General features: G+C 72.3%; 18 protein-coding genes. 8 read left to right on the top strand and 10 right to left on the bottom strand.

Annotation, left to right across the window (positions count from 1 at the left end):
• Nucleotides 1-48 precede the first annotated feature (48 nt).
• Entirely contained in the window at nucleotides 49-1089 is a 1041-nt protein-coding gene (gene glpX, locus CG736_RS27335) for a class II fructose-bisphosphatase (protein WP_100588832.1), read from the top strand.
• A gap of 79 nt (nucleotides 1090-1168) precedes the next feature.
• Here the strand turns inward: glpX and CG736_RS27330 are convergent, their stop codons facing one another.
• Complete coding sequence (locus CG736_RS27330; RefSeq protein ID WP_100588831.1) at nucleotides 1169-1522, bottom strand: WhiB family transcriptional regulator; 354 nt, start codon at nucleotides 1520-1522, stop codon at nucleotides 1169-1171.
• A 242-nt stretch (nucleotides 1523-1764) separates the two neighbouring features.
• Nucleotides 1765-2511: a DUF1707 domain-containing protein gene (locus CG736_RS27325; RefSeq protein ID WP_229847274.1), complete on the bottom strand. Its 747-nt coding sequence runs from the start codon at nucleotides 2509-2511 to the stop codon at nucleotides 1765-1767.
• Between the two features lie 311 nt (nucleotides 2512-2822).
• On the opposite strand from CG736_RS27325, the gene CG736_RS27320 reads away from it, so the two are divergent.
• Nucleotides 2823-4484 carry a fumarate hydratase gene (locus tag CG736_RS27320; protein ID WP_100588829.1) on the top strand — a complete coding sequence of 554 codons (1662 nt, stop codon included), beginning with the start codon at nucleotides 2823-2825 and terminating at the stop codon, nucleotides 4482-4484.
• Between the two features lie 63 nt (nucleotides 4485-4547).
• Here CG736_RS27320 and CG736_RS27315 read toward each other — a convergent pair whose 3' ends face one another.
• Nucleotides 4548-4760 (bottom strand): hypothetical protein, encoded by a 213-nt coding sequence (locus CG736_RS27315; protein ID WP_100588828.1) that lies wholly within the window; start codon nucleotides 4758-4760, stop codon nucleotides 4548-4550.
• Between the two features lie 294 nt (nucleotides 4761-5054).
• Between CG736_RS27315 and CG736_RS27310 the strand changes: the two genes are divergently transcribed.
• The 3 genes from CG736_RS27310 (at nucleotide 5055) to CG736_RS27300 (ending at nucleotide 10882) form a co-directional block, all read left to right on the top strand.
• A complete protein-coding gene (locus CG736_RS27310; protein ID WP_198520630.1) occupies nucleotides 5055-7943 on the top strand; it encodes an AfsR/SARP family transcriptional regulator in 2889 nt (962 codons plus the stop codon).
• Nucleotides 7944-8369: 426 nt separating this feature from the next.
• Nucleotides 8370-9107, top strand: coding sequence for a class I SAM-dependent methyltransferase (locus CG736_RS27305; RefSeq protein ID WP_232734207.1), 738 nt, complete (start codon nucleotides 8370-8372; stop codon nucleotides 9105-9107).
• 56 nt (nucleotides 9108-9163) lie between these two features.
• The gene (locus tag CG736_RS27300) at nucleotides 9164-10882 is read left to right on the top strand and encodes an ATP-binding SpoIIE family protein phosphatase (protein WP_100588826.1); all 1719 of its coding nucleotides are present in this window, start codon (nucleotides 9164-9166) and stop codon (nucleotides 10880-10882) included.
• A gap of 7 nt (nucleotides 10883-10889) precedes the next feature.
• On the opposite strand, the gene CG736_RS27295 is transcribed toward CG736_RS27300, so the two are convergent.
• The 3 genes from CG736_RS27295 to CG736_RS27285 all read right to left on the bottom strand — a co-directional run bounded on the left by CG736_RS27295 (nucleotide 10890) and on the right by CG736_RS27285 (nucleotide 14212).
• Entirely contained in the window at nucleotides 10890-11615 is a 726-nt protein-coding gene (locus CG736_RS27295; protein ID WP_232734206.1) for an HNH endonuclease, read from the bottom strand.
• Nucleotides 11612-12514 (bottom strand): AAA family ATPase, encoded by a 903-nt coding sequence (locus CG736_RS36555; protein WP_255419036.1) that lies wholly within the window; start codon nucleotides 12512-12514, stop codon nucleotides 11612-11614. Before CG736_RS36555 ends, CG736_RS27295 begins: the two co-directional genes overlap by 4 nt.
• A gap of 756 nt (nucleotides 12515-13270) precedes the next feature.
• Nucleotides 13271-14212: a LysR substrate-binding domain-containing protein gene (locus CG736_RS27285; protein WP_100588825.1), complete on the bottom strand. Its 942-nt coding sequence runs from the start codon at nucleotides 14210-14212 to the stop codon at nucleotides 13271-13273.
• Nucleotides 14213-14379: 167 nt separating this feature from the next.
• Between CG736_RS27285 and CG736_RS27280 the strand changes: the two genes are divergently transcribed.
• Nucleotides 14380-14931 carry a peroxiredoxin gene (locus CG736_RS27280; protein ID WP_043915853.1) on the top strand — a complete coding sequence of 184 codons (552 nt, stop codon included), beginning with the start codon at nucleotides 14380-14382 and terminating at the stop codon, nucleotides 14929-14931.
• Nucleotides 14932-14936: 5 nt separating this feature from the next.
• On the top strand, nucleotides 14937-15467 hold the full coding sequence (locus CG736_RS27275) for an alkyl hydroperoxide reductase (RefSeq protein WP_100588824.1): 531 nt from the start codon (nucleotides 14937-14939) through the stop codon (nucleotides 15465-15467).
• Between the two features lie 67 nt (nucleotides 15468-15534).
• On the opposite strand, the gene CG736_RS27270 is transcribed toward CG736_RS27275, so the two are convergent.
• From CG736_RS27270 to CG736_RS27255, 4 genes are all read right to left on the bottom strand, one after another.
• Nucleotides 15535-16968, bottom strand: a complete 1434-nt coding sequence (locus CG736_RS27270; protein WP_100588823.1) for an AI-2E family transporter — start codon at nucleotides 16966-16968, stop codon at nucleotides 15535-15537.
• A gap of 405 nt (nucleotides 16969-17373) precedes the next feature.
• A complete protein-coding gene (locus CG736_RS27265; RefSeq protein WP_100588822.1) occupies nucleotides 17374-18048 on the bottom strand; it encodes a transglycosylase SLT domain-containing protein in 675 nt (224 codons plus the stop codon).
• 406 nt (nucleotides 18049-18454) lie between these two features.
• Nucleotides 18455-19786: a PhoH family protein gene (locus tag CG736_RS27260; RefSeq protein ID WP_043915849.1), complete on the bottom strand. Its 1332-nt coding sequence runs from the start codon at nucleotides 19784-19786 to the stop codon at nucleotides 18455-18457.
• A gap of 346 nt (nucleotides 19787-20132) precedes the next feature.
• Entirely contained in the window at nucleotides 20133-20927 is a 795-nt protein-coding gene (locus CG736_RS27255) for an isoprenyl transferase (RefSeq protein WP_100588821.1), read from the bottom strand.
• 337 nt (nucleotides 20928-21264) lie between these two features.
• Here CG736_RS27255 and CG736_RS27250 point away from each other — a divergent pair, with 337 nt between their 5' ends.
• A complete protein-coding gene (locus CG736_RS27250; protein WP_100588820.1) occupies nucleotides 21265-22872 on the top strand; it encodes a chitinase in 1608 nt (535 codons plus the stop codon).
• Nucleotides 22873-22952 lie beyond the last annotated feature (80 nt).

The following is a 22952-nucleotide window of genomic DNA, read 5'->3' as shown; positions in this document are numbered from 1 at the left end:
TCCGCGACCCGACGCTGACTGGCCGTCGCGTACAGAGAGGTAACGACGATGACCACGCAGTACCCGCACCACCTTCCCAGCGCCCTGGAGGTCGCGCCGGAAGCCCCCGACCGCAACCTTGCCCTCGAACTGGTCCGGGTCACCGAGGCCGCCGCGATGGCCGCCGGCCGCTGGGTCGGCCGGGGCGACAAGAACGGCGCCGACGGCGCGGCCGTGAAGGCGATGCGCACCCTGGTGTCCACCGTCTCCATGAACGGCGTGGTCGTCATCGGCGAGGGCGAGAAGGACGAAGCCCCGATGCTGTACAACGGCGAGCGGGTCGGCGACGGCACCGGCGCCGAGTGCGACGTGGCGGTCGACCCGGTGGACGGCACCACGCTGACCGCCAAGGGCATGAACAACGCCGTCGCCGTCCTCGCCGTCGCCGACCGCGGCACCATGTTCGACCCCAGCGCGGTCTTCTACATGGACAAGCTGGTCTGCGGCCCCGAGGCCGCCGACTTCGTCGACATCACCGCCCCCGCGGCCGTCAACATCCGCCGGGTCGCCAAGGCCAAGGGCTCCGCCGTCGAGGACGTCACCGTCGTCGTCCTGGACCGGCCCCGCCACAACGACCTGGTCAAGGAGATCCGCGAGGCCGGCGCCCGGATCAAGTTCATCTCCGACGGCGACGTGGCCGGCGCGATCATGGCGGCCCGCGAGGGCACCGGCGTCGACCTGCTGATGGGCATCGGCGGCACCCCCGAGGGCATCATCGCGGCCTGCGCGATGAAGTGCATGGGCGGCACCATCCAGGGCCGGCTGTGGCCCAAGGACGAGGCCGAGAAGCGCAAGGCGCTGGACGCCGGCCACGACCTGGACCGGGTGCTGCACACCGCCGACCTGGTCAGCGGCGAGAACGTGTTCTTCGTCGCCACCGGCATCACCGACGGGGAGCTGCTGCGCGGCGTCCACTACCGCTCGGAGACCGCCACCACCTCGTCGCTGGTGATGCGCTCCAAGAGCGGCACGATCCGGCAGATCGACTCCACCCACAAGCTGGCCAAGCTGCGGGCCTACAGCGCGATCGACTTCGACCGCGCCAACTGAGCCCGGGCGGCCGGGCCCGCGGGCACGTTCGGGGCCGCCGGGGAGATCCTCCCCGGCCGCCCCGGCCGCGCGGCCCGGCTCAGCCGGCTATCCGCGCCGTCAGCCGCCGCGCGTCCAGCAGTTCGGCCTCGCGGCGGCGCCGACGGGCGAGCACCACGCGGCGCTCGGCGGCCGTCAGCCCGCCCCAGACGCCGTACGGCTCGGGCTGGGCGAGGGCGTGCTCGCGGCATTCCAGCAGCACCGGGCAGCGGGCACAGACCCGCTTGGCCTGCTCCTCGCGGGCCAGCCGGGCGGCCGTCGGCTCCTTGGACGGAGCGAAGAACAGCCCGGCCTCGTCGCTGCGGCACGCGGCGGAAGTGTGCCAGGGGTTGTCGTCCGGATCCGGGACCGCGGGGCGGCGGGCGGCGGCGGTGGACTCGATCGGATGCAGCACGGTGACTCCTGACCAGGCTCAAAGGCTCGGGGTTGGGTCGCCTCCTGCCCGACTGCCCCGTGCTCCCTCGCCGTGGCACCGTCGCCGACCCGCGGGGTCACAGCCGTACAGGAACGATGTGCGATTGGAACTACCCCGCCACCCCCGGATTCATGCACACCGCATGCAATCGACTACCCACTGCACTCGGAACAACGACGAGTGCCGTCAAGCGAGTTGACGATCCGTGAGATCTCCGCAGGTCAGCCCTCCAGCTGGCGGCGGACCCACTCCTTGAGCTTCTTTCCGCGCTTCGGCTTGGCCTCGCAACCGCCGAACACCGCCGCGCCCTTGATCCGCACCACCGGCGCGTACGGGTCCGGCGAGGTCTGCTCGCGGACGTCGAAACCGCCGAAGATGCCGGCGCCGCTGCCCTGCAGCGTGACGTTCTCCGGAACCCGGATCTCGACGCCGCCGAACACCGCGATCACCTCGATGACCACCTCGGGCGACTCGAACACCGCGTCGGTCAGGTCGATCTCGACACCGCCGAACACCGCGACGGCCTTCAGGTGCGAACCCACCCGCCAGCGGCCCTTGCGGGCGGCGCCGCCGAACACCGCGAGCATCGTGGGCGATTCGGCCCGGGCCGGCGGCAGCGAGGGCTGCTGCTGCGGGGCGGGGGCCGGGGCGTCCAGCGGCGGCTTGGTCAGGTTGTGCCGGATCGGGCCCGGGTGGCTGGGCAGGTCGCGGGTGAGCGGCTCCAGTTCGCCGAACGTGCGGGCGTTGTAGGCGGCCTCGATCCGTTCGGCGTGCTCGTCGACGGTGAGCCGGCCCTCCGCGTAGGCGTCGCGCAGCAGGTCGGCGACGCGCTCGCGGTCGGCGTCGGCGGCCCGGAGCTCGCCGGCCAGGTCGGTGCCGGGGGCAGGGGCGGGAGCCGGCGTCGGCTCGTTCTTCTTCATCGGGGCGGGCGGCTGGTCCTGCGGCTGCTGAGCGGGAGAGTTGTCCACGTCACAAGCCTAGCGAGCCCGCTCACCACCCGAACGTCGGTTCGACGCAATGCGCGTGGCGTGTTCGACGCGGGGTGCGCGGCATGTTCCGCGTGGGGTGCGCGGCGTGTTCCGCGTGGAGCGGGTGGGGCGGGTGGGGCAGTTCGATGCGGGGTCGGCGGTGCGTTCGGTGCCGGGCGCACGGGGCCCGCGCGGGGAGCTCCGCGTGACCCGCGTCACGCAGGCCGACCTGAGCGCCGGGGGCGCGCGCCTTGCGCCTAACCTGGAGGGTGCCTCGTCGACGACGCCGAAAGAACTGAAGGATCTCCCCCATGGCTTCAGAGTTCGCCTACCGCGACCTGCTCCCGCTCGGTGCGGACACCACCCCGTACCGCAAGCTCACCTCCGAGGGCGTCTCCACCTTCGAGGCCGGCGGGCGCACCTTCCTGCAGGTCGAGCCGGAGGCCCTGCGGCTGCTCACCGCCGAGGCGATGCACGACATCTCGCACTACCTGCGCCCGGCCCACCTGGCCCAGCTGCGCCGCATCCTGGACGACCCGGAGGCCAGCCCCAACGACCGCTTCGTGGCGCTGGACCTGCTGAAGAACGTCAACATCTCGGCCGGCGGCATCCTCCCGATGTGCCAGGACACCGGCACCGCGATCGTGATGGGCAAGCGCGGCCAGAACGTGCTGACCTCCGGTCAGGACGAGTCGGCGATCGCCCGCGGCGTGTACGACGCGTACACCAAGCTGAACCTGCGCTACTCCCAGATGGCCCCCGTGACCATGTGGGACGAGAAGAACACCGGCAACAACCTGCCGGCCCAGATCGAGCTGTACGCCACCGACGGGGACGCCTACAAGTTCCTGTTCATGGCCAAGGGCGGCGGCTCGGCGAACAAGTCGTACCTGTACCAGGAGACCAAGGCGATCCTCAACGAGTCGTCGATGCTCAGCTTCCTGGAGCAGAAGATCCGCTCGCTGGGCACCGCGGCCTGCCCGCCGTACCACCTGGCGATCGTGGTCGGCGGCACCAGCGCCGAGTTCGCCCTGAAGACCGCGAAGTACGCCTCCGCGCACTACCTGGACAACCTGCCGACCGGCGGCGACGCGAAGACCGGCCACGGCTTCCGCGACCTGGAGCTGGAGCAGAAGGTCTTCGAGCTCACCCAGAAGATCGGCATCGGCGCCCAGTTCGGCGGCAAGTACTTCTGCCACGACGTCCGCGTCATCCGCCTGCCCCGGCACGGCGCCTCGCTGCCCGTCGCGATGGCCGTCTCCTGCTCGGCCGACCGCCAGGCGCTCGGCAAGATCACCGCCGAGGGCGTGTTCCTGGAGCAGTTGGAGACCGAGCCGGCCAAGTACCTGCCGGAGACCACCGACGCCCACCTGGACGGCGACGTGGTCCGCGTCGACCTCGACCAGCCGATGGCCGCGATCCGCGAGCAGCTCTCCAAGTACCCCGTGAAGACCCGGCTCTCGCTCTCCGGCACGCTGGTCGTCGCCCGCGACATCGCGCACGCCAAGATCAAGGAGCGCCTCGACCGCGGCGAGGGCATGCCGCAGTACATGAAGGACCACCCGGTCTACTACGCCGGCCCCGCCAAGACCCCCGAGGGCTACGCGTCCGGCTCCTTCGGCCCCACCACGGCCGGCCGGATGGACTCCTACGTCGACCAGTTCCAGGCCGCCGGCGGCTCCATGGTCATGCTCGCCAAGGGCAACCGCTCCAAGCAGGTCACCAAGGCCTGCAACGAGCACGGCGGCTTCTACCTCGGCTCGATCGGCGGCCCGGCGGCGCGACTCGCCCAGGACTGCATCAAGAAGGTCGAGGTCCTGGAGTACCCCGAGCTCGGCATGGAGGCCGTCTGGCGCATCGAGGTCGAGGACTTCCCGGCGTTCATCGTGGTGGACGACAAGGGCAACGACTTCTTCGCCGAGGTGACGGACGGCCCGCTGATCACCAGCCTGCGGGTGCGCTCGGCGCAGTGACCCGATGAAACGGGACGAGCCCCGGCCGGTGAGGGTCGGGGCTCGTTCTGGTGAGGGCGAGCGTCACGGGCAGTTGCCGACCGTGCCGAGCGGCTCGAAGGTCTCGCTGTCCTTCCGCTGGGCGGGAACCACGGGAACTTCCTCGACCGGCTCCTCGGCCAGCATCGTCAGGGCCTGCTCGATCGAGTTCGGGTCGGCCGGAGCCGCGACGTGCTCGACGGGGGCCGGAGTCTCCTCGGCCACGGGGACGGCGGCGGTGGTGATTTCGTTGGCCATGGGGTGGGCCGCCTTTCATTCAAGGGTTCGGATCACCCGGACGACTCTCCCCGGGCACGCGGCCAGTATCGTAGGGGCCGCTAAATGTCTCATAAACGTCGCACTGCGCACCCGCTTGGTAGACGTTTGCGGGCTTCCTCATAAGCTGACGCACCCACATGACGGGTATCAGCGTCGGAAGCAGACGGTTCATCGGCCACAGGGGAGGACATGGAGCTTCAGGGCACGCGCTCCGCAGAGGCGTTGCGCTTCCAAGTGCTCGGCCCTGTCCAGGCATGGCGCGGTGACGCACCGTTGGCGCTCGGATCCCCGCAGCAGCAGGCGGTGCTGGTCGCCCTGCTGCTCGGTGAGGGCCGCCCGGTCACCACCGACGACCTGGTGGACGGCATCTGGGGGGACCGGACCCCGCCCCAGGCGGTCGCCGCGCTGCGCACCTACATCTCCCGCCTGCGCTCCGTGCTGGAGCCGAACCGTGCCGTCCGGAAACCGTCCGAAGTGCTGATTTCGGTGAGCGACGGCTACGCGCTGCGCGTTCCGGCCGAGGCACTGGACCTGTCGGTCTTCGAACAGCGGGTGGCCGAGGCCACGAACGCCCGGTCGGAGGGCAATTTCCGGTCGTCGCACGACGTCCTGATGTCGGCCCTCGACCTGTGGAGCGGCCGCCCCATCCCCGGAGTGCCCGGCCCGTACGCCGACGCCCAGCGCAGCCGGTTGACGGAGCGCCGACTCGCGGTCGCCGAGGAGCGCTGCGCGATGGCGCTGGAGATCGGCCTGCACGCCGACGTGGTGGCCGAGCTCAACTCGCTGTCCGCCGCCCACCCGTTGCGGGAGCGGCTGCGTGAACTGCTGATGCTGGCGCTGTACCGCAGCGGCCGACAGGCCGAGTCGCTCGGCGTCTACGCGGACACCCGGAAGCTGCTCATCGAGGAGCTGGGCGTGGAGCCCGGCACCGGCCTCGCCGCCATGCACACCCGCATCCTGGCCGGCGACCCGGAGTTGACGGCGGTGCTGGCCATTCCGGCCAAGGCCTCCGCCGAGGAGTCGGCGCCGTTCGTTCCCCCGGCGCAACTGCCCGCCGATGTCTCGGACTTCAGCGGCCGCAGCAAGCTGGTCAGCGAACTCCGGGACGTCCTGAGGGCGGGTTCCGGCCAAGCCGTGGTGGTCACCTCGCTGGCCGGCATCGGCGGCGTCGGCAAGACCACCCTCGCGGTGCACGTGGCCCACGGACTGCGACCGGACTTCCCGGACGGGCAGTTGTACGTGGACCTGCGCGGCGCCGGCGCCTCGCCGGCCGACCCGGCCGTGGTGCTGGGTGACTTCCTGCACGCGCTCGGCGCACCCGACACCCCCGACTCGCTGGACCAGCGCGCCGCGCTCTACCGCTCGTTGCTGGCCGACAAGCGGATGCTGATCCTGCTCGACAACGCCCGTGACGCCCAGCAGTTGCGACCGCTGATCCCCGGTGTCTCGGGCAACGCCGTCATCGTGACCAGCCGCTCCCGCCTGGCGGAGATCCCCGGCGCGCACCTGGTGGACATCGAGGAACTGACCCCGGACGAGGCGCTGGCGCTGTTCTCCGCGATCGTCGGCGCGGAACGGGTGGCCGCCGAACCCGAGGCCGCGCTCCAAGTGGTCACCTCCTGCGGCCTCCTGCCGCTGGCGGTCCGCATCGCCGCCGCCCGACTGGCCAGCCGCCCGCGCTGGAGCGTCTCGGACCTGGCCCGTCGGTTAGCGGACCAGCGCAACCGGCTCCAGGAGCTCCAGCTCGGCAACCTCGCCGTGGAGACCACCCTGGGGCTCGGTTACGCCCAGTTGCAGCCCGAGGAGGCCCGGGCGTTCCGACTGCTGTCCGTGGTCGACTCGCCCGACCTGCCGCTGGCCGCGGTGGCCGCTCTGCTGGGGCGGGAGGAGCAGGAGGCCGAGGACCTGGCGGAGGCCTTGGTCGAGGCGAACATGCTGGAATGCTTCACCCCGGGTCGGTACCGCTACCACGACCTGCTCCGCCTGTACGCGCAGCACCAGAACGTGAAGACCGGCGACACGGCGGAACAGCACGCAGCATTGATGCGCCTGTTGGACCTGTTGCTGGCCACCATGCAGAACGCGGCCCGGGTGATCGAGCCGGACGACGAGCTGAACGAACAACTGCACCTGCCGGTCTCCTCCGGGCTGCCGCTGTCCGACAACACCGCCGCCCGGAGCTGGCTGCGGACCGAGATCTCGCTGGTCCTGGGAAGCATCGAAGCAGCGGTCGGGACGTCCATCGCCCTGCTGCGGCCGGCCATGGACCTGGTGCTGATCCTGCGCGCGCTGGTCGAGGACCCGACCTCGGTGCCCCGTTTCCGCTCCGCGCTGGTGACCGCGTCGACGACCGCGTCGGAGGACCGGGACACCGAGGTACTGGCGCGCGTGCGGTACGCGGCGGGCCACCTCCACCAGATGGCCGGTGAACACGTGGAGGCGGAGTCGTCGCTCCGTCTCAGCCTGGAGCTCCAGTCCGTGGCGCGCCCCAGTCGGCTGCAGATCTCGGTGGCGAACGAGCTCGCCATCGTGCTGACCATGGCGGGCCGGTCGGCGGAGGCGCTGCCGTTCTACCAGCAGGCCCACGCGATGAGCCGGACCCTCGGTGTGCCGATCAGTGAGGCGCGGCTGCTCGCCAACATGGCCAGGGCCTATGTCGGGCTGGAGCGGCACGAGGAGGCGGTGGAGTCGGCCCGGGCGGCGGTGACGGCGGCCCGGGCGTCCGGGAACGTACCGTGCCTGGCCGACACCCTCTACCAACTCGGCGTCGTCCTGCGCTCGACCGGTGAGGCCGGCGAGGCGGCCGTCCACCTCCGCGAGGCGCACCAGTTGTACCGGGCGCAGCAGCATCCGATCTGGGAGGGCTATTCGCTGGCCCGCCTGGCGGCCTGCCTGGTCGCGGACGGTCAGTTCGCCTCCGCCGCCGAGGCCGCGGAGGAGTCGTTGTCGATCGCGCAGGAGATCGAGGCGGCGTACTGCCAGGGGATGGCCAATGCCGCTCTCGGCGAGGCGCTGCTCGAACTCGGGCAGCCCTCCCGAGGACTGGCGTGTCTTCAGGAGGCGCTGACCGTGTTCACGCGGCTCGGTGTGCCCGAGGCCCAGCCGGTGCAGGACCTCATCGACTCGCGGCACACCGAGCCTTCCCCTCCCCCCGCGCCGTAGGCCTTCGCTCCCCCCGTGGTACCCCCCTGGTCCCCCCTGGCGAAGGCCTGTCCCCCCGGGGCGTCAGCGCCCCCGCAGCCCCCCGGCTGCGGGAACGCTTTGACGCTTCCCCGGCGCTGAGGAAGACTCTGCCAGGCCGCGATTGACGTTCGATAAACGTCTGCGGCAACCGGATTGACGGGGTATCGGCGCAGGTCAGGGATGTGGTGCGGGCGCGCTGGGCGGCGTGCGGGGTGCTGGCGTGCTCCGTTGCGGGCGACGGTGTGCTTCCCCTGGCGGGCGATATTCGCCCAACGGCGCACGAGTTGGCCGGAAACGGACTCCACAGTGCGGTGATCGCGTTTATTCTCATAGGCCAGGGTCGGGAGTGGTGTGCGGACCACGACGGGTGGGGCAGGACGCGCGCGGGAGAGGTGCCCAGATCAGGTGACGGACGAACAGACTGCTGTCCCCGTCGACGCCGAACGGGCGTCCGCGGGTGAGGGCCGACGGGCCGAGCGGGCCGAGCAGGCCGCTGCGTTCGACGCGATGGGAGAGCGCTACCAGGAGGTGTTTCCGGCCAGGTCGGGCCAGTTGGCCTGCGCGGGATGGCTGCTGGAGCAGCTGCCGGCCGGGGCCCGGGTGCTGGACGTCGGGTGCGGGGCGGGTGAGCCGACCGCCGGTCAGCTGGCGGACGGCGGGCTGCGGGTGATCGGCGTGGACCTCTCGGAGGGCATGCTGGCGCAGGCCCGGAAGGCCGTGCCGGCCGCGGAGTTCCACCGGTTCGACGTCGTCGACCTGGCCACCGGGAACGCCGAGCGGCTTTGGGGCGTGCCCGGGTTGGGGCCGGCCGGGGCCGGGACGTGGGACGGCGCGGCGGCGTTCTTCTCGCTGCTGATGCTGCCCCGGGCCGAGATCGCCGTGGCGCTCGGCCGGATCCGTGAACTGCTGCGCCCCGGCGGCCTGCTGGCGCTGGGCATGGTGGAGGCGGACCTGGACAACGCGCCGTTGCCGTTCCTGGAGCAGGAGATCCGGGTCAGCGGCTACCTGCGCGAGGAGCTGACGGGGCTGCTGGAGCGGTCGGGCTTCACCGTGGAGGCGGTGGACAGCCAGTCGTACGCCCCGGCGGGGTCCGCGCAGCCGCCGGAGACCCAGCTGTACCTGCGCTGTCGGCGCACCGGCTGACCCGACGTCAGCCCCCGCTACGACGTCCTCCACATCTGCACAGAATCGGGCAGCCCGTGCGCGACCAACTGGAGCCCCTGGCGGGGCAGCAGCCCGCCGTACCCGTCCAGCGGCATCCGCCGCCCGACGGGCCGCCCCGGCTTGCCGAGCGCCTGGCGTACCTGGACTGTGCGGCCCGGCGGATCAACAGTTCGCTCGATCTGACGGCCACCCTGCGCAACCTGGGCCGGGTGCTGGTGCCCGAACTGGCGGACGCCCTGGTGGTGCTGGTCCGCGACCCGCTGCCGGACGTCGAGCGCGACCTCGGACGGCCGCGCGCGCTGCGGGTGCTGCACACCGCCGGGACGCGGCTGGGCCGGCGCGGCGGGCTGCGCCCGGTGCCGCCCGGCAGCGCGCTGGAGCGGGCCCTGGAGCGGCGCGCCCCGCACGGCCCGGTGGTGCTGGACGAGCAGCGCGGCGGCCTGCCCGCCGAACTGCTCGGTGCCCGGGCGCTGGGCCGGCTGCCCGCGGGGACGGCGCTGCTGGCGCTGCCGCTGCACGGGCGGCAGGCGGCGCTGGGCATGCTGCTGCTGATCCGGCGGCCGGCGGCGGACGGGCAGCCGGTGTCGTTCGACCCCGCGGACACCGCGACGGCCGCCCACCTGGCGACCCACGCGGGCCTGGCCGTGGACACCGCGCTGCGCTACACCCGCGAGTGGGAGATCGCCGACGAGTTGCAGCGCTCGATGCTGCCCGCGCACCTGCCGCAACCGCACGGCGTGCGCCTGGCGCACCGCTACCTGCCGGGCGAGCGCGGGGCGCAGGTCGGCGGCGACTGGTACGACTCGATCCCGCTGCCGGGCAACCGGGTGGCGCTGATCGCCGGCGACGTGATGGGCCACTCGCTGACCTCGGCCGCGGTGATGGGCCAGCTGCGCACCTCCGCGCAGACCCTGGCGGGCCTGGACCTGCCGCCGCACGAGGTGCTCTACCACCTCGACGAGCAGGCCCAACGCCTGGGCCGCGAGCACCACTTGGCGACCTGCGTGTACGCGGTGTACGACCCGATCGCGGGCCGGGTGGTGATCGCCAGCGCCGGGCACGTGCCGCCGGTGCTGGTCGGCCCGGACGGCACCAGCGAGCTGCTGGACCTGCCGCCGGGGGCGCCGATCGGCGTCGGCGGGGTGGACTTCACCTCGGTGGAGCTGGCCGCCCCGCCCGGTTCGGCGCTGCTGCTGTTCACCGACGGCCTGGTGGAGACCCGCCGCCGCCCGCTGGGCACCGGCCTCGAACTGCTGCGGGCCCGGCTGGAGGGCGCCCACCGGCTCACCCCCGAGCAGCTGTGCCAGGAGGCGCTGCGGATCCTGCCGCCCGGCGACCGGGCCGACGACATCGCGCTGCTGGCCGCCGCGTTCGACGGGATCCCGGCCGACGACGTCGCCTACTGGTACCTCCAGCCGCGGCACGAGACGCCGGGCCGGGCGCGCCGGCTGGCCGGGCACGCGCTGCACAACTGGGGCCTGGACCATCTGCGGGAGAACTGCGAGCTGATGGTCAGCGAGCTGGTCACCAACGCGATCCGGCACGCCACCCGCCCGGTGACGCTCCGGCTGGTGCGCACCTCACGCCTGCGCTGCGAGGTCGGCGACGACTCCGCGGCGCTCCCCCGCACCCGCCGGGCCGGCCCGGACGAGGAGCGCGGGCGCGGCCTCCAGATAGTCGCCCGGTGCGCGGACCGCTGGGGCGCGACCCGGCTGGGCGCGGGCAAGGTGGTCTGGTTCGAGCAGCGCCTCTGACCGGCCCTCAAACGGCGAATCCCGGGTCGGCGGCGACCAGTTCGTCCAGCGCGGCGAGGACGTCCGGGCCGAGCACGGCGAGCGCCAGCGGGCGGCTGCGGCGCAGTCCGAGGACGGTGCGCAGCACGTCGGCGTGGTGGATCTCGCGCAGGGCCGCCGCGTACTCCTCGGCCTCGGCGGGGCCCGCCAGCTGCCAGGTCAGCAGCAGGGCCTTGACCACGGCGAACATCATCCGCCGGCCGCGCACCAGTTCGGGCCGCTCGTTGAGGCCGAACACCTCGATGGTGGCCTCGCCCCGGACGGTGAGCGGGTCGTACGCGCCGGAGTCCAGGTAGAGCAGCAGGTGGTCGGCCGGGTCCTCGCGGCACGGGTCGACCAGCAGGCCGTCGCCGGTGGCCGGGTCGCGCGGGAAGCGGTCGCGCTTGCGGTTGCTGTTGCAGTGCGCGCAGGCCAGCAGGTGGTTCTGCCAGTCGAAGGTCCGCAGCGGCGCCTGGGCGATCGGCTCGAAGTGGTCGATGTCGGTGCCCAGGTTGTCCCCGCAGTACATGCAGCGCTCCAGGCCGGGCGCCATCTGCCGCAGCATCAGCCGCAGTTGGGCCTTCGGCCGGACAGCCTTGCGCCACGCGGCGCGGCCGGAGGCGGTGCTCGGGCCGGCCGCCCGGATGCCGGCGGTGGCCCGGTCCAGGTCGGCGGCCAGCCGCGACTGCAGGACGGGCCGCTGGAGCGGGATCACCGGTCCCGGCCGAGCAGCCGCGCGGTGACCTCGTCGACCCGGGCGGTCAGCGAGCTGTTCAGCTTCGCCCCGAGCTCCCGGTACTCGGCGAGCTCCGCGTCGGTGGCCCGGCCCGCGTACATCTTGCGCTCCAGCCGCACCAGCAGGCGGCGTTCGGCCTCGGCGGCCGGCGAGTAGGCGCTGGGCAGCCCGAACAGCTCCGACAGCACGGTGTCCTCGCCGCTGCCGTACAGCACCCGCTGCCGCAGGTCCTCGTCCAGCCGGTGCGGCGCGAAATCCTCGGCGGGGCCGGGCAGGCGGATCAGCGCGCCCGGATCGGCGGCCTGGCAGACGTACGGGCTGTGGGTGGCGACCAGGAACTGGGTGCGCGGGAACTGCGCGGTCAGCCACGGGCCGAGGCGCTGCTGCCACACCGGGTGCAACTGGCGGTCCACGTCGTCGATCAGCACCGGCCCGGGGTGCGGGGCCGCCGCGAGGCGGCCGACCAGCCGGGCCAACGCGGCGACGCCGTCGCCGAGTTCGTCCAACGGCAGTTCCAGCTCGCCGTTCGCCACGTACTGCCGCCGCGGGTCGCTCACCCGCCAACCGGCGGGCAGCACCCCGGCCACCGACTCGGCGTCCAGCGGGACGTCACGACCTCCGGCCGGCTCCACGAACAGCGCCCGCGGCACGCCCTGCGCCACCCCGACCCGCCAGCGCGGCGCGGGCTCGGCCTCCACCCAACCGTCGCCCCAGCCCGCCGCCGAATCGCCCGGCAACGCCCCGAGCGCCACCGCGACCGCCCGCAGCAACGTGCTCTTCCCGCTCCCGTTCGGCCCCGCGACCACACTCCACCCCGGCCCCGGAGGAACCGCCAGATCCACCGCCCGCGCCCCACGGAAGCACTTCACGCCGGACACCCTGATCCGCGACACGTACACCCGCCCACCCCCTCACCGTCTATATGCCCAGCGCCCACCCACCCACCCGTGACCCCGCCGCCAAGGTGAACGCAGAAACACCGCTGCGCGGGCGAGCCTGCGGCAGCGCACGTGAGGCACCGCCCCGGCCCCGCGCAGCGGAGTCGTCCCGGGTTCGCGTCGGCGGCGGGGTCACGGGTGGGTGGGCGAGGGGCCGCCGTCAGGGGGCGATGCGGATGGGCAGCCGTTCGAGGCAAGCCGTACGTGCGTCGCCGCCGTGCGCCCGCCCACCCGCCCGTGACCTCGCGCCAAGGCAGACGCAGAAACACCGCTGCGCGGGCGGGCGGGAGAGGCCGGAGGGGACAGACACGAGAGCAACCCACCGCGCGGGGCCGACACGGGCGAGCCGCGGCAGCGCGTGCGGCACCGCCCCAGCCCCGCGCAGCGGATTGCCCTCATGGCCGCCAGGCCCCGCGCAGCGGGGTCACGTCGACGGCGGGGTCACGGGCGGGTGGGCGGGCGCATCGCGGCGCGCACACGGCCGGCGCACAGCAAACCACCCTCGCCGAGCCCCGCGCAGCGGAGTTGTCCCGGGTTCACGTCGGCGGCGGGGTCACGGGTGGGTGGGTGGGCGCATCGCGGCGCACACACGGCCGGCCACAGCAAACCGCCCTCGCCGAGCCCCGCGCAGCGGAGTTGTCCCGGGTTCGCGTCGGCGGCGGGGTCACGGGCGGGTGGGCGGGCGAGGGGCCGCCGTCAGGGAGCGATGCGGACGGGCAAGCCCCGCAGGGCGTCGCGGAGGGCCGCCCCGAAGCGGTCGTACTCCGGGGTGCGGGCGGAGCCGGGGCGGTGGGCGAGGCCGATGCGGCGGCCGGGGGTGGGGGCGGCGAAGCGGACGGCGGCGAGGCGGTCGGTGCGGCCGGTCTCGACGTCGAGGGCGGTGGCCGGGAGCAGGGTGACGCCGAGGCCGCCGGCGACCAGTTGGACGAGGGTGGAGAGTCCGGCGGCGCGGGTGCTTCCGCCGGACACCTCGGCGCCGACCTCGCGGCAGATGTCGAGTGCCTGGTCGCGCAGGCAGTGGCCTTCCTCCAGCAGCAGCACGTCCAGGTCGAGCAGGACGTCGCGCGGGACGTCGACCCGTCCGGCGAGTTCGTGCTCGGGCGGCACGATCAGGACGAAGTCCTCGTCGAACAGCGGGATTTCGGCCACCGGGACGCTGCCGCCCGCGGGCAGGGCGAGCAGCAGCAGGTCGAGGCGTCCGGTGGCCAGTCCGTCCAGCAGGGAGGGGGTGCGTTCCTCGTGGACGTGCAGTTCGAGGTCGGGGTAGGCGTCGCGGACGAGTCGCAGGACGGTCGGCAGCAGGTAGGGCGCGACGGTCGGGATCACTCCGAGGTGCAGCGGCCCGGTGAACGGCCGGCGGGCGGCCTCGACCTCCTCGGTGAGGGCGTGCAGCGCGGACAGCACCTGCCGGGCGTGGACGGCGACCCGCTCCCCGAGCGGGGTGATCATGACGCGTCGGGTGGTGCGTTCCACCAGCTGTGCGCCGAGGGCCTCCTCCAGTGCGGCGATCGCGCCGGACAGCGCGGGCTGGCTGGTGCCGATCGCGGCGGCGGCCTCCCGGAAGTGCAGGTGTTCGGCGACGGCCGCGAAGGCCCGCAGCTGGGAGACGGTGGGCGTGCGTTGCGTAGGGTGCTTCACGGCTGCGCTTCCTGCGTGGGTCCGATGCTGCCACCAGTGTGCCGTACTGATCGGGATTGCCTATCAGGCAAAGCAGAAGATCCGATTTCACTGATCAGTAGCCGCTGTGCGACGCTGGACATGTCCGTAATTCGGACAACCCTCATCTCAACCCCTGGAGAAGCGACGTGCTGACGATCGGCGACAAGTTCCCCGAGTTCGAACTCAACGCCTGCGTGGACCTCGACGCCGCGAACGCCTTCGCAGAGATCAACCACAAGTCCTACGAGGGCAAGTGGAAGGTCGTGTTCTTCTGGCCGATGGACTTCACCTTCGTCTGCCCGACCGAGATCGCCGCGTTCGGCAAGCTGAACGAGGAGTTCGCCGACCGTGACGCCCAGATCCTCGGCGTCTCCGGCGACTCGGAGTACGTCCACCACGCGTGGCGCAAGGACCACAAGGACCTGCGCGACCTGCCCTTCCCGATGCTGGCCGACGTCAAGCACGACCTGATGCGCGCCTGCGGCGTCGAGGGCGCCGACGGCACCGCCCAGCGTGCGGTGTTCATCGTCGACCCGAACAACGAGATCCAGTTCGTCATGGTGACCGCCGGCTCCGTCGGCCGTAACCCCAAGGAGGTCCTGCGGGTGCTGGACGCCCTGCAGACCGACGAGCTGTGCCCGTGCAACTGGACCAAGGGCGAGGACACCCTCGACGCCCAGGCCCTGCTGGCCGGCTGACCCCGATGGCTCTCGACGAACTCAAGGCGGCCCTGCCGGACTACGCCAAGGACCTGAAGCTCAACCTGGGCTCGGTCATCGGCAACTCGGACCTGCCGGAGCAGCAGCTCTGGGGCACCGTGCTGGCCTGCGCGATGGCGACGGGCTCGTCCGCCGTGCTGCGCGAGCTGGAGCCCGAGGCCAAGTCGCACCTGTCGCCCGAGGCCTACCAGGCCGCCAAGGGCGCCGCCGCGATCATGGCGATGAACAACGTCTACTACCGGACGCTGCACCTGCTCTCCGACAAGGAGTACGGGACGATGCGGGCCGGTCTGCGGATGAACATCATCGGCAACCCCGGCGTCGACAAGGTCGACTTCGAGCTGTGGTGCTTCGCGGTCTCCGCGATCAACGGCTGCGGCCAGTGCCTCGACTCGCACGAGGGCGTGCTGCGCAAGGCCGGCGTCGAGCGCGAGGTCGTCCAGGCCTCCGTGAAGATCGCCGCCACCGTCCAGGCCGTCGCCTCGGTGCTGGACGCCGAAGCCCAGCTGGCGTAACGCACAACGCAAAGGTCCCGTCCCGGAGGAACTCCCCTCCCCGGACGGGACCTTGTCGTTTCTGCGGCTAGGGCCTGCGGGCCGCCTCGATCGCCTGGAAGACCTCCTGGCCGGCCGCGTTGCGCTGTCGCAGGTGCCCGGTGACGGTGTTGGTCACCGCGATCAGCGGCACCGCCACGATCGCGCCCGCGATGCCGCCGATGATGGAGCCCGCGGCGACGCCGAGCACCACGGCCAGCGGGTGGACCCGCACCGCCCGGCCGAGGATCAGCGGCTGCAGGATGTGGCCCTCCAGCTGCTGGACGGCGACCAGCACCACCAGCGCCATCAGCGCCTTGAACGGCCCGACGGTGACCAGCGCGATCAGCACGGCGATGGTGCCGGTGACCAGCGCGCCGACCAGCGGCACGAACGCGCCCAGAAAGATGATCACCGCGAGCGGCATCGCCATCGGCACCCCGAGCAGTTGGAGTCCGATGCCGATGCACAGCGCGTCGATGAACGCGACGACCACGGTGCCGCGGACGTAGGCGGTCAGCGTCGCCCAGGCCTTGGGCCCGGCGCCGGCCATCGCGTGCCGGGAGTGCCGGGGCAGGGCGCGCAGCATCCAGTTCCAGATCCGGGCGCCGTCGTAGAGCAGGAAGAAGATGGTGAAGGCGGTCAGCGCGATGCCGGTGAGCAGTTCGACGGCGATGCTCACCCCGGTGAAGCCGGCCGAGGTGAGCTGGTCGGAGTTCTTGCCGATGGACGTGGTGATCTGGTTGGTGAAGTTGTCCAGCTGGTCCTGCGTCAGGTGGAACGGCCCGTTGACCAGCCAGTCGCGCAGCGTCCGGACACCGTCCTGCGCCTTGACCGTGACCCGGTCGAGGTTGGTGGACACCTGCCAGAACACGAACCAGCCGACCAGGCCGATGCCGGCCAGGCCGGACATGAAGGTGCCGGCCGCGGCCACCGAGCGCGGGACGCCGTGCCGGCGCAGCCAGGAGACGGTGGGCTCCAGCAGCGCGGAGATCAGCAGCGCGGCGAGCACCGAGAAGGCGACCAGCCGCAGCGTGTCGATGACCCGGAACACCACGTACAGCGCGACGCCGAGCAGCAGCAGGCGCCAGGTGGACTCGGCGGCGACCCGCAGCGTCCACGGCACCGCGTCCACCGGGTTGGCGGGCCGGCCGGGCGGGGCCGCGGTGGGCGGTTCGGCGCTGCGCGGGGCCGGGACGGTCGGGTCGGTCCGCGCGGCCGCCCCTTCCGGGGAGGCGGCGGCGAGGGCCCGGCCGTCGGCCGATCCACCACCCTGGTCGGCGAGTTGACGGGCCGTCTGCTCGGCGGTGCGCAGGGCGGCCCGCTCGGCGGCGAGTTCGACGGCCTGCTCGGTGGCGAGGGCCTGCGCCTCCGCGGCGATGGCCGCACGGCGGCGGCGTTCCGCGGCGGCGAACAGGCCGGCCGCGACGGCCCCTATCTTGGCGACGCCGCGCCAGCGGCCGCCGCTCGTCTCTTCCGTCACTTCCCCGGTCTCCCCCGCGTTCGTCTGCTGCGCGGCCGCGGGTCGCACGGCCGTCGGTGAGGAACGCTACCCGCCGTCGGGGCCCCGGGTCGCGGCGGTGACACGGACCGCTTCCAGGAGATTCCGGGCAAATCATCACCAATATGCCTGTTTCGTCCGCCCGGACGCGGGAAGGGGCCTCAACAGACCTTCTGTCCGCGGACCGGCCGGGAGCGGAGGAACCAGGACCCGCTCCGCTTCCCCGCGTCCGCACCGGACCGTCGCCGCCCGCTGCGCACTGGTCAGCGCCGCCCGGGCGGCACGGCCCGCCTGGAGGCCGCTGTCTCGCGGCAGCACGAAGGGCCCCGTTCTCGACCGTGTGAGAACGAGGCCCTTCGGAACGAGCCGCAGCCCGGTACCAGTGGCCTAGTACCAGTGGTGGGACTGCCAGAACGACCAGGCGCCGCAGGGGCTGCCGTAGCGGCTGTTCATGTAGTTGAGGCCCCACTTGATCTGGGTCTCGGGGTTGGTGCGCCAGTCCGCGCCGGCCGAGGCCATCTTGGAACCCGGCAGCGCCTGGACCAGGCCGTAGGCGCCGGAGGAGGCGTTGGTGGCGGTGTAGTCCCAGCCGCTCTCGCGCTTGACGATCTGGCTGAAGCACTGGAACTGGTTGGCGTCGCCGACGATCTGGAGCGCCATGTCCTGGACCGAGCCGGGGCTGATGGCGGCGAGCACGCTGCGGGCGGAGGCGCGGTTGGCCTCCTCCTTCGCACGCTTCTCCTCGGCCGCCTTGGCGGCCTTCTCCGCGTCGGCCTTCGCCTGGGCGTCGGCGGCGGCCTTCTGCCGGGCCGCCTCTTCCGCCGCCTTCTTGGCGGCGGCGTCGGCGGAGACCTGCTGGGCGTTGGCCTGGCGACTGATGCCGTCGCTGACGTTCTGGGCCTGAGCACCGGTGGGCGCGTCGGCGAGCAGGGTGGCGCTCGCGACGTCGACCGTCTGGACGGTCTTGCCCTCACTGCCAGAGGCCGCACCTACCACTGCACCGACGGCGGTCACCGCGGTGGCGGAGGCGACAGCGACTCCCCGGACCGAGATCCGAGTCACATGGTTTCCTTCCAGCGTCGCCCGGCGCGTGACCGTCCGGGCGCAATCTGCCCCTGGTCACTGGCCTCCGTCGAACTCTGGTCACGGGAGGCGCGGGCTCGGCCGTCCCCTCGGGCGAGCCCGGAGCGGCGGTGGAATCGAGCGGCGTACGGCCTTGCGGTGTTCAGTTTTCCGCCCGCCGACCGGAGTTGCCGGGCGAGGAATAGCCGTACGCGGGGCCTGACAGAACCCTCACCATGCCGCACGCGACGGTGTCTACGCAATTCCCTGTGCCGTGGCGGATCTCACAAACTTCGCCACCTGGGCGTTTGGTGGACGAACGGCCGAGGGGTCGTCAACAGGGCTGACAACGAAGGGGCCTGACGGTACCCGCCAGGCCCCTTTGCCCCGGTGTGTCCGGTTATGCCTACGGCTGGATGTCCTCCAGCATCTCGGTCACCAGTGCGGCGATCGGCGAGCGCTCCGAACGCGTGAGCGTCACATGGGCGAACAGCGGGTGCCCCTTCAGCTTCTCCACCACCGCGACCACGCCGTCGTACCGGCCGACCCGCAGGTTGTCCCGCTGGGCGACATCGTGGGTGAGCACCACGCGGGAGTTCTGGCCGATCCGGGAGAGCACCGTGAGCAGCACGTTGCGCTCCAGGGACTGCGCCTCGTCCACGATCACGAAGGCGTCGTGCAGCGAGCGCCCGCGGATGTGGGTGAGCGGCAGGACCTCCAGCATGCCGCGGGAGATGACCTCCTCGATCACGTCCTGGGTGGTGACGGCGGAGAGGGTGTCGAACACCGCCTGCGCCCAGGGGCCCATCTTCTCGGCCTCGCTGCCGGGCAGGTAGCCCAACTCCTGGCCGCCGACCGCATACAGCGGCCGGAACACCATCACCTTGCGGTGCTGACGGCGCTCCAGGACGGCCTCCAGGCCGGCGCACAGGGCGAGCGCGGACTTGCCGGTGCCGGCCCGGCCGCCCATCGAGATGATCCCGATCTCCGGGTCGAGCAGCAGGTCGAGGGCGATCCGCTGCTCGGCGCTGCGGCCGCGCAGCCCGAACGCCTCGCGGTCGCCGCGGACCAGCCGCACCCGGCCGTCGGCGGCCACCCGGCCGAGGGCTCGGCCGCGCTCGGAGTGCAGCACCAGGCCGGTGTGGACCGGGAGTTGCTCGGCGCCTTCGACCGAGAGGGCACGGTCCTGGCCGGCGAACAGCTCGTCCACCTGGTCGGCGGGGACGTGCAGCTCGGTCATGCCCGTCCAGCCGGAGGTGATCGCCAGCTCGGCCCGGTACTCCTCGGCCAGCAGGCCGACCGAGCTCGCCTTGATCCGCAGCGGCAGGTCCTTCGAGACCACGGTGACGTCGTAGCCCTCGGCCTGCAGGTTGCGGGCGACCGCGAGGATCCTGGTGTCCGCCTCGCCGCCGCCCGCCCGATAGCCGGCCGGCAGGATCGACAGGTCGGAGTGGTTCAGCTCGACCCGGATGGTGCCGCCCAACTCGCCCACCGGGATCGGTTCGTCGAGCCGGCCGTGGCGGATCCGGTAGTCGTCCAGCAGTCGCAGCGCCTGGCGGGCGAAGTAGCCCAGCTCCGGGTGGTGCCGCTTGGCCTCCAACTCGGTGACCACGACGACGGGGAGGACCACCTCGTGCTCCTCGAACCGCGTCATGGCGAGAGGGTCGGCCAGGAGCACGCTGGTGTCGAGGACGTACGTGCGCCGGTCAGGTGTCCGGCGGCTCTTGGTACTGACCACTAGCCCTCCAGAGCGGGTGACGCGACGTCACCCGCGGCCCACCGCTCCCCACGGCCCCGCTGGCCGGGGGGACGGTCTGGGGGAAGTCTTCCCAGGCGAGGAGGGCCGCATTCGCGCCGGAGCGAACGGCGGGAACACAACCGGTGAACGTTTTCCCGACTGGCGGACGGGTAGGGGAGACTGACCGCCCACCGGCCTCACCCCCGACGGCGCAGCCGATGCCGCAGCCCCGACTGGCGGACGGGTAGGGGAGACTGACCGCCCACCGGCCTCACCCCCGGCGGCGCAGCCGATGCCGCAGCCCCGATCGGCGGGCGGGTACGACCAGCAGATGGCTGACCGACCGTCAGCGGCCCATCCGCCGGTTGCGCAACTGGTAGTCGCGCAGCGCCCGCAGGAAGTCGACCCGGCGGAAGGCCGGCCAGTAGGCCTCGCAGAAGTAGAACTCGCTGTGCGCGGACTGCCAGAGCAGGAAGCCGGACAGCCGCTGCTCGCCGGAGGTGCGGATCACCAGGTCGGGGTCGGGCTGGCCCTTGGTGTAGAGGTGCTCGGCGATGTGCTCGACGTCGAGGATTTCGGCCAGTTCCTCGATCGAGGTGCCGCGCCCGGCGTGCTCCTGGAGCAGCGAGCGGACGGCGTCGGCGATCTCCTGCCGGCCGCCGTAGCCGATGGCGACGTTGACGGTCAGGCCGTTGATGTGCGCGGTCTGCTGCTCGGCGCGCTTGAGCACCTCGGCGGTGGGGGCGGGCAGCAGGTCGAGCGCGCCGACCGGGTGGACCTTCCAGCGGCCGGCGTCGACCAGGCCCTGGACGGCGTCCTCGATGATGCCGAGCAGCGGGACGAGCTCCTCGGCGGGGCGGGCCAGGTTGTCGGTGGAGAGCATCCACAGGGTGACCACCCGGACGTCGGTCTCCTCGCACCAGCCCAGGAACTCGCTGATCTTGTCGGCGCCGCGCTGGTGTCCGTAGGCGGTGGTGCCGCCGGTTGCCTTCGCCCAGCGGCGGTTGCCGTCCAGGATCACGCCGATGTGGTGCGGGGTGTTGGCCAGGTGCACCTCGACCCGGCGGCCGTACAGCCGGTAGGCCTTGTCCAGCAGGGTGCGCAGCACCGGCGTGCGCTCCACCACATCGCGCAGACCCATCGTGAACGGCCCCTCCGTGCTGATTGCTCCGGGTGCGAAATCCCTGCGGCAGCCTACTCCGCCAGGCATTACCGGACGTAAAACCGCAGGTACCGGTCTTGTCACAGTGCGCGCCCGGGGCGGGATACGGAACGGTCTCCGAATCCTTAAACGGTCCCTAAACCGGATTCCGGGTCTTGACGCTTGCCATTGGTCTAGTCCAGCGTGTGGTCAGCACCACAGCGGACCCACCCCCACAGCGGAGCCGCCGCGACCCCCACCGCGGCGGCTCTCCCTTCCCCCGCCACGTCTGCTCTCCCCCACACCCCCTCCCCCATCTCCTGCACTGGAGCCTGTCATGGCCCGTACCCTGCAGCAGCCGTCCCACCGGCGCCGCAACAAGTTCCCGGCGGTGCTCGCCACCGCGACCGCGCTGGCCCTGGCCGGTACCGGACTGGCCCTGTCGGCCGGCGGCGCGAACGCCGCGGTCGGCAACCTGGTGAGCAACGGCGGCTTCGACTCCGGCCTGTCGGGCTGGACCTGCACCGGCAACGCCACCACGGTCTCCACCCCCGTGCACTCCGGCGCGGGCGCGCTGGCCGCCACCCCCGGCGCCGGCGACACCGCCGAGTGCACCCAGACCGTCTCGGTGCTCCCCAACACCGCGTACTCGCTGAACGGTTGGGTGCAGGGCTCGTACGTCTACCTGGGCGCCCGCGGCACCGGCGGCACCGACCCGTCCACCTGGTCGGCGCAGAGCAGCTGGAACCAGCTGAACACCGGCTTCACCACCGGCGCCAACACCACCAGCGTCACCCTGTACGTCCACGGGTGGTACGGCCAGCCCACCTACTACGCGGACGACATCCAGCTGATCGGCCCGGGCGGCACCGCCACCCCGTCGCCGTCCGCCACCTCGGTCTCGCCGAAGCCGTCGGCGTCCGCCTCCGCGTCCCCCTCGCAGAGCGCCTCGCCCTCCGCCTCGGCCTCGCCGTCGCAGAGCGCCTCCCCGTCGGCGTCCAACTCGCCCAGCCCGTCCGGCTCGGCGACCACCCCGACGCCCAACACCGGCCTGCCCAAGCACCTGCTGACCGGCTACTGGCAGAACTTCGACAACGGCTCGACCGTGCAGAAGCTGCGCGACGTGCAGAACGCGTACGACATCATCGCGGTCTCCTTCGCCGACGCGACCACCACCCAGGGCGGGATCTCCTTCACCCTGGACCCGGCGCTCGCCACCAAGCTCGGCGGCTACACCGACGCCGACTTCAAGGCCGACATCGCCGCCAAGCACGCGGCCGGCAAGAAGGTCGTGCTCTCCATCGGCGGCCAGAACGGCGCGATCTCGGTGGGCAGTTCGGCCGCCGCGACCGCTTTCTCCGACTCGGCGTACAAGCTGATCCAGCAGTACGGCTTCGACGGCATCGACGTCGACCTGGAGAACGGCGTCAACTCCACCTACATGGCGCAGGCGCTGCACACCCTGCAGGCCAAGGTCGGCTCCGGCTTCGTGCTGACCATGGCGCCCGAGACCATCGGCATGTACTCCACCGCGGGCGCCTACTTCCAGCTGGCGCTGGCCACCAAGGACATCCTCACCGTCGTCAACACCCAGTTCTACAACTCCGGTGGCATGAACGGCTGCGACGGCAAGGTCTACACCCAGGGCACCGTCGACTTCATCACCGCTCAGGTCTGCACCCACATCCAGGGCGGCCTGCGGCCCGACCAGGTCGGCATCGGCGTCCCGGCCTCCACCAAGGCGGCGGGCGGCGGCTACGTCAACTCCACCGTGGTGAACAACGCGCTGGACTGCCTGGCCACCGGCAACCACTGCGGCAGCTTCGTCCCGCCGGCCAAGTGGCCGACCATCCGCGGCGCGATGACCTGGTCCACCAACTGGGACGCCAACAACGGCAACGACTTCTCCAACAACGTCGGCGCCTTCGTCCACGCCATGCAGTGACCTTCCGCCGGTGCGCCGCTCCTTGAGGGTGGGGCAGGTGCACACACAGGGGCCCGTCGTACCGCTGGGGGTACGACGGG

Origin of the sequence: Kitasatospora sp. CB02891 (assembly GCF_002803145.1) — a bacterium.
GTDB classification, from domain to species: Bacteria; Actinomycetota; Actinomycetes; order Streptomycetales; family Streptomycetaceae; genus Kitasatospora; species Kitasatospora griseola.
Note: the sequence above shows the minus strand (reverse complement) of the source record. Positions and strands in the feature narration are given on the sequence as shown.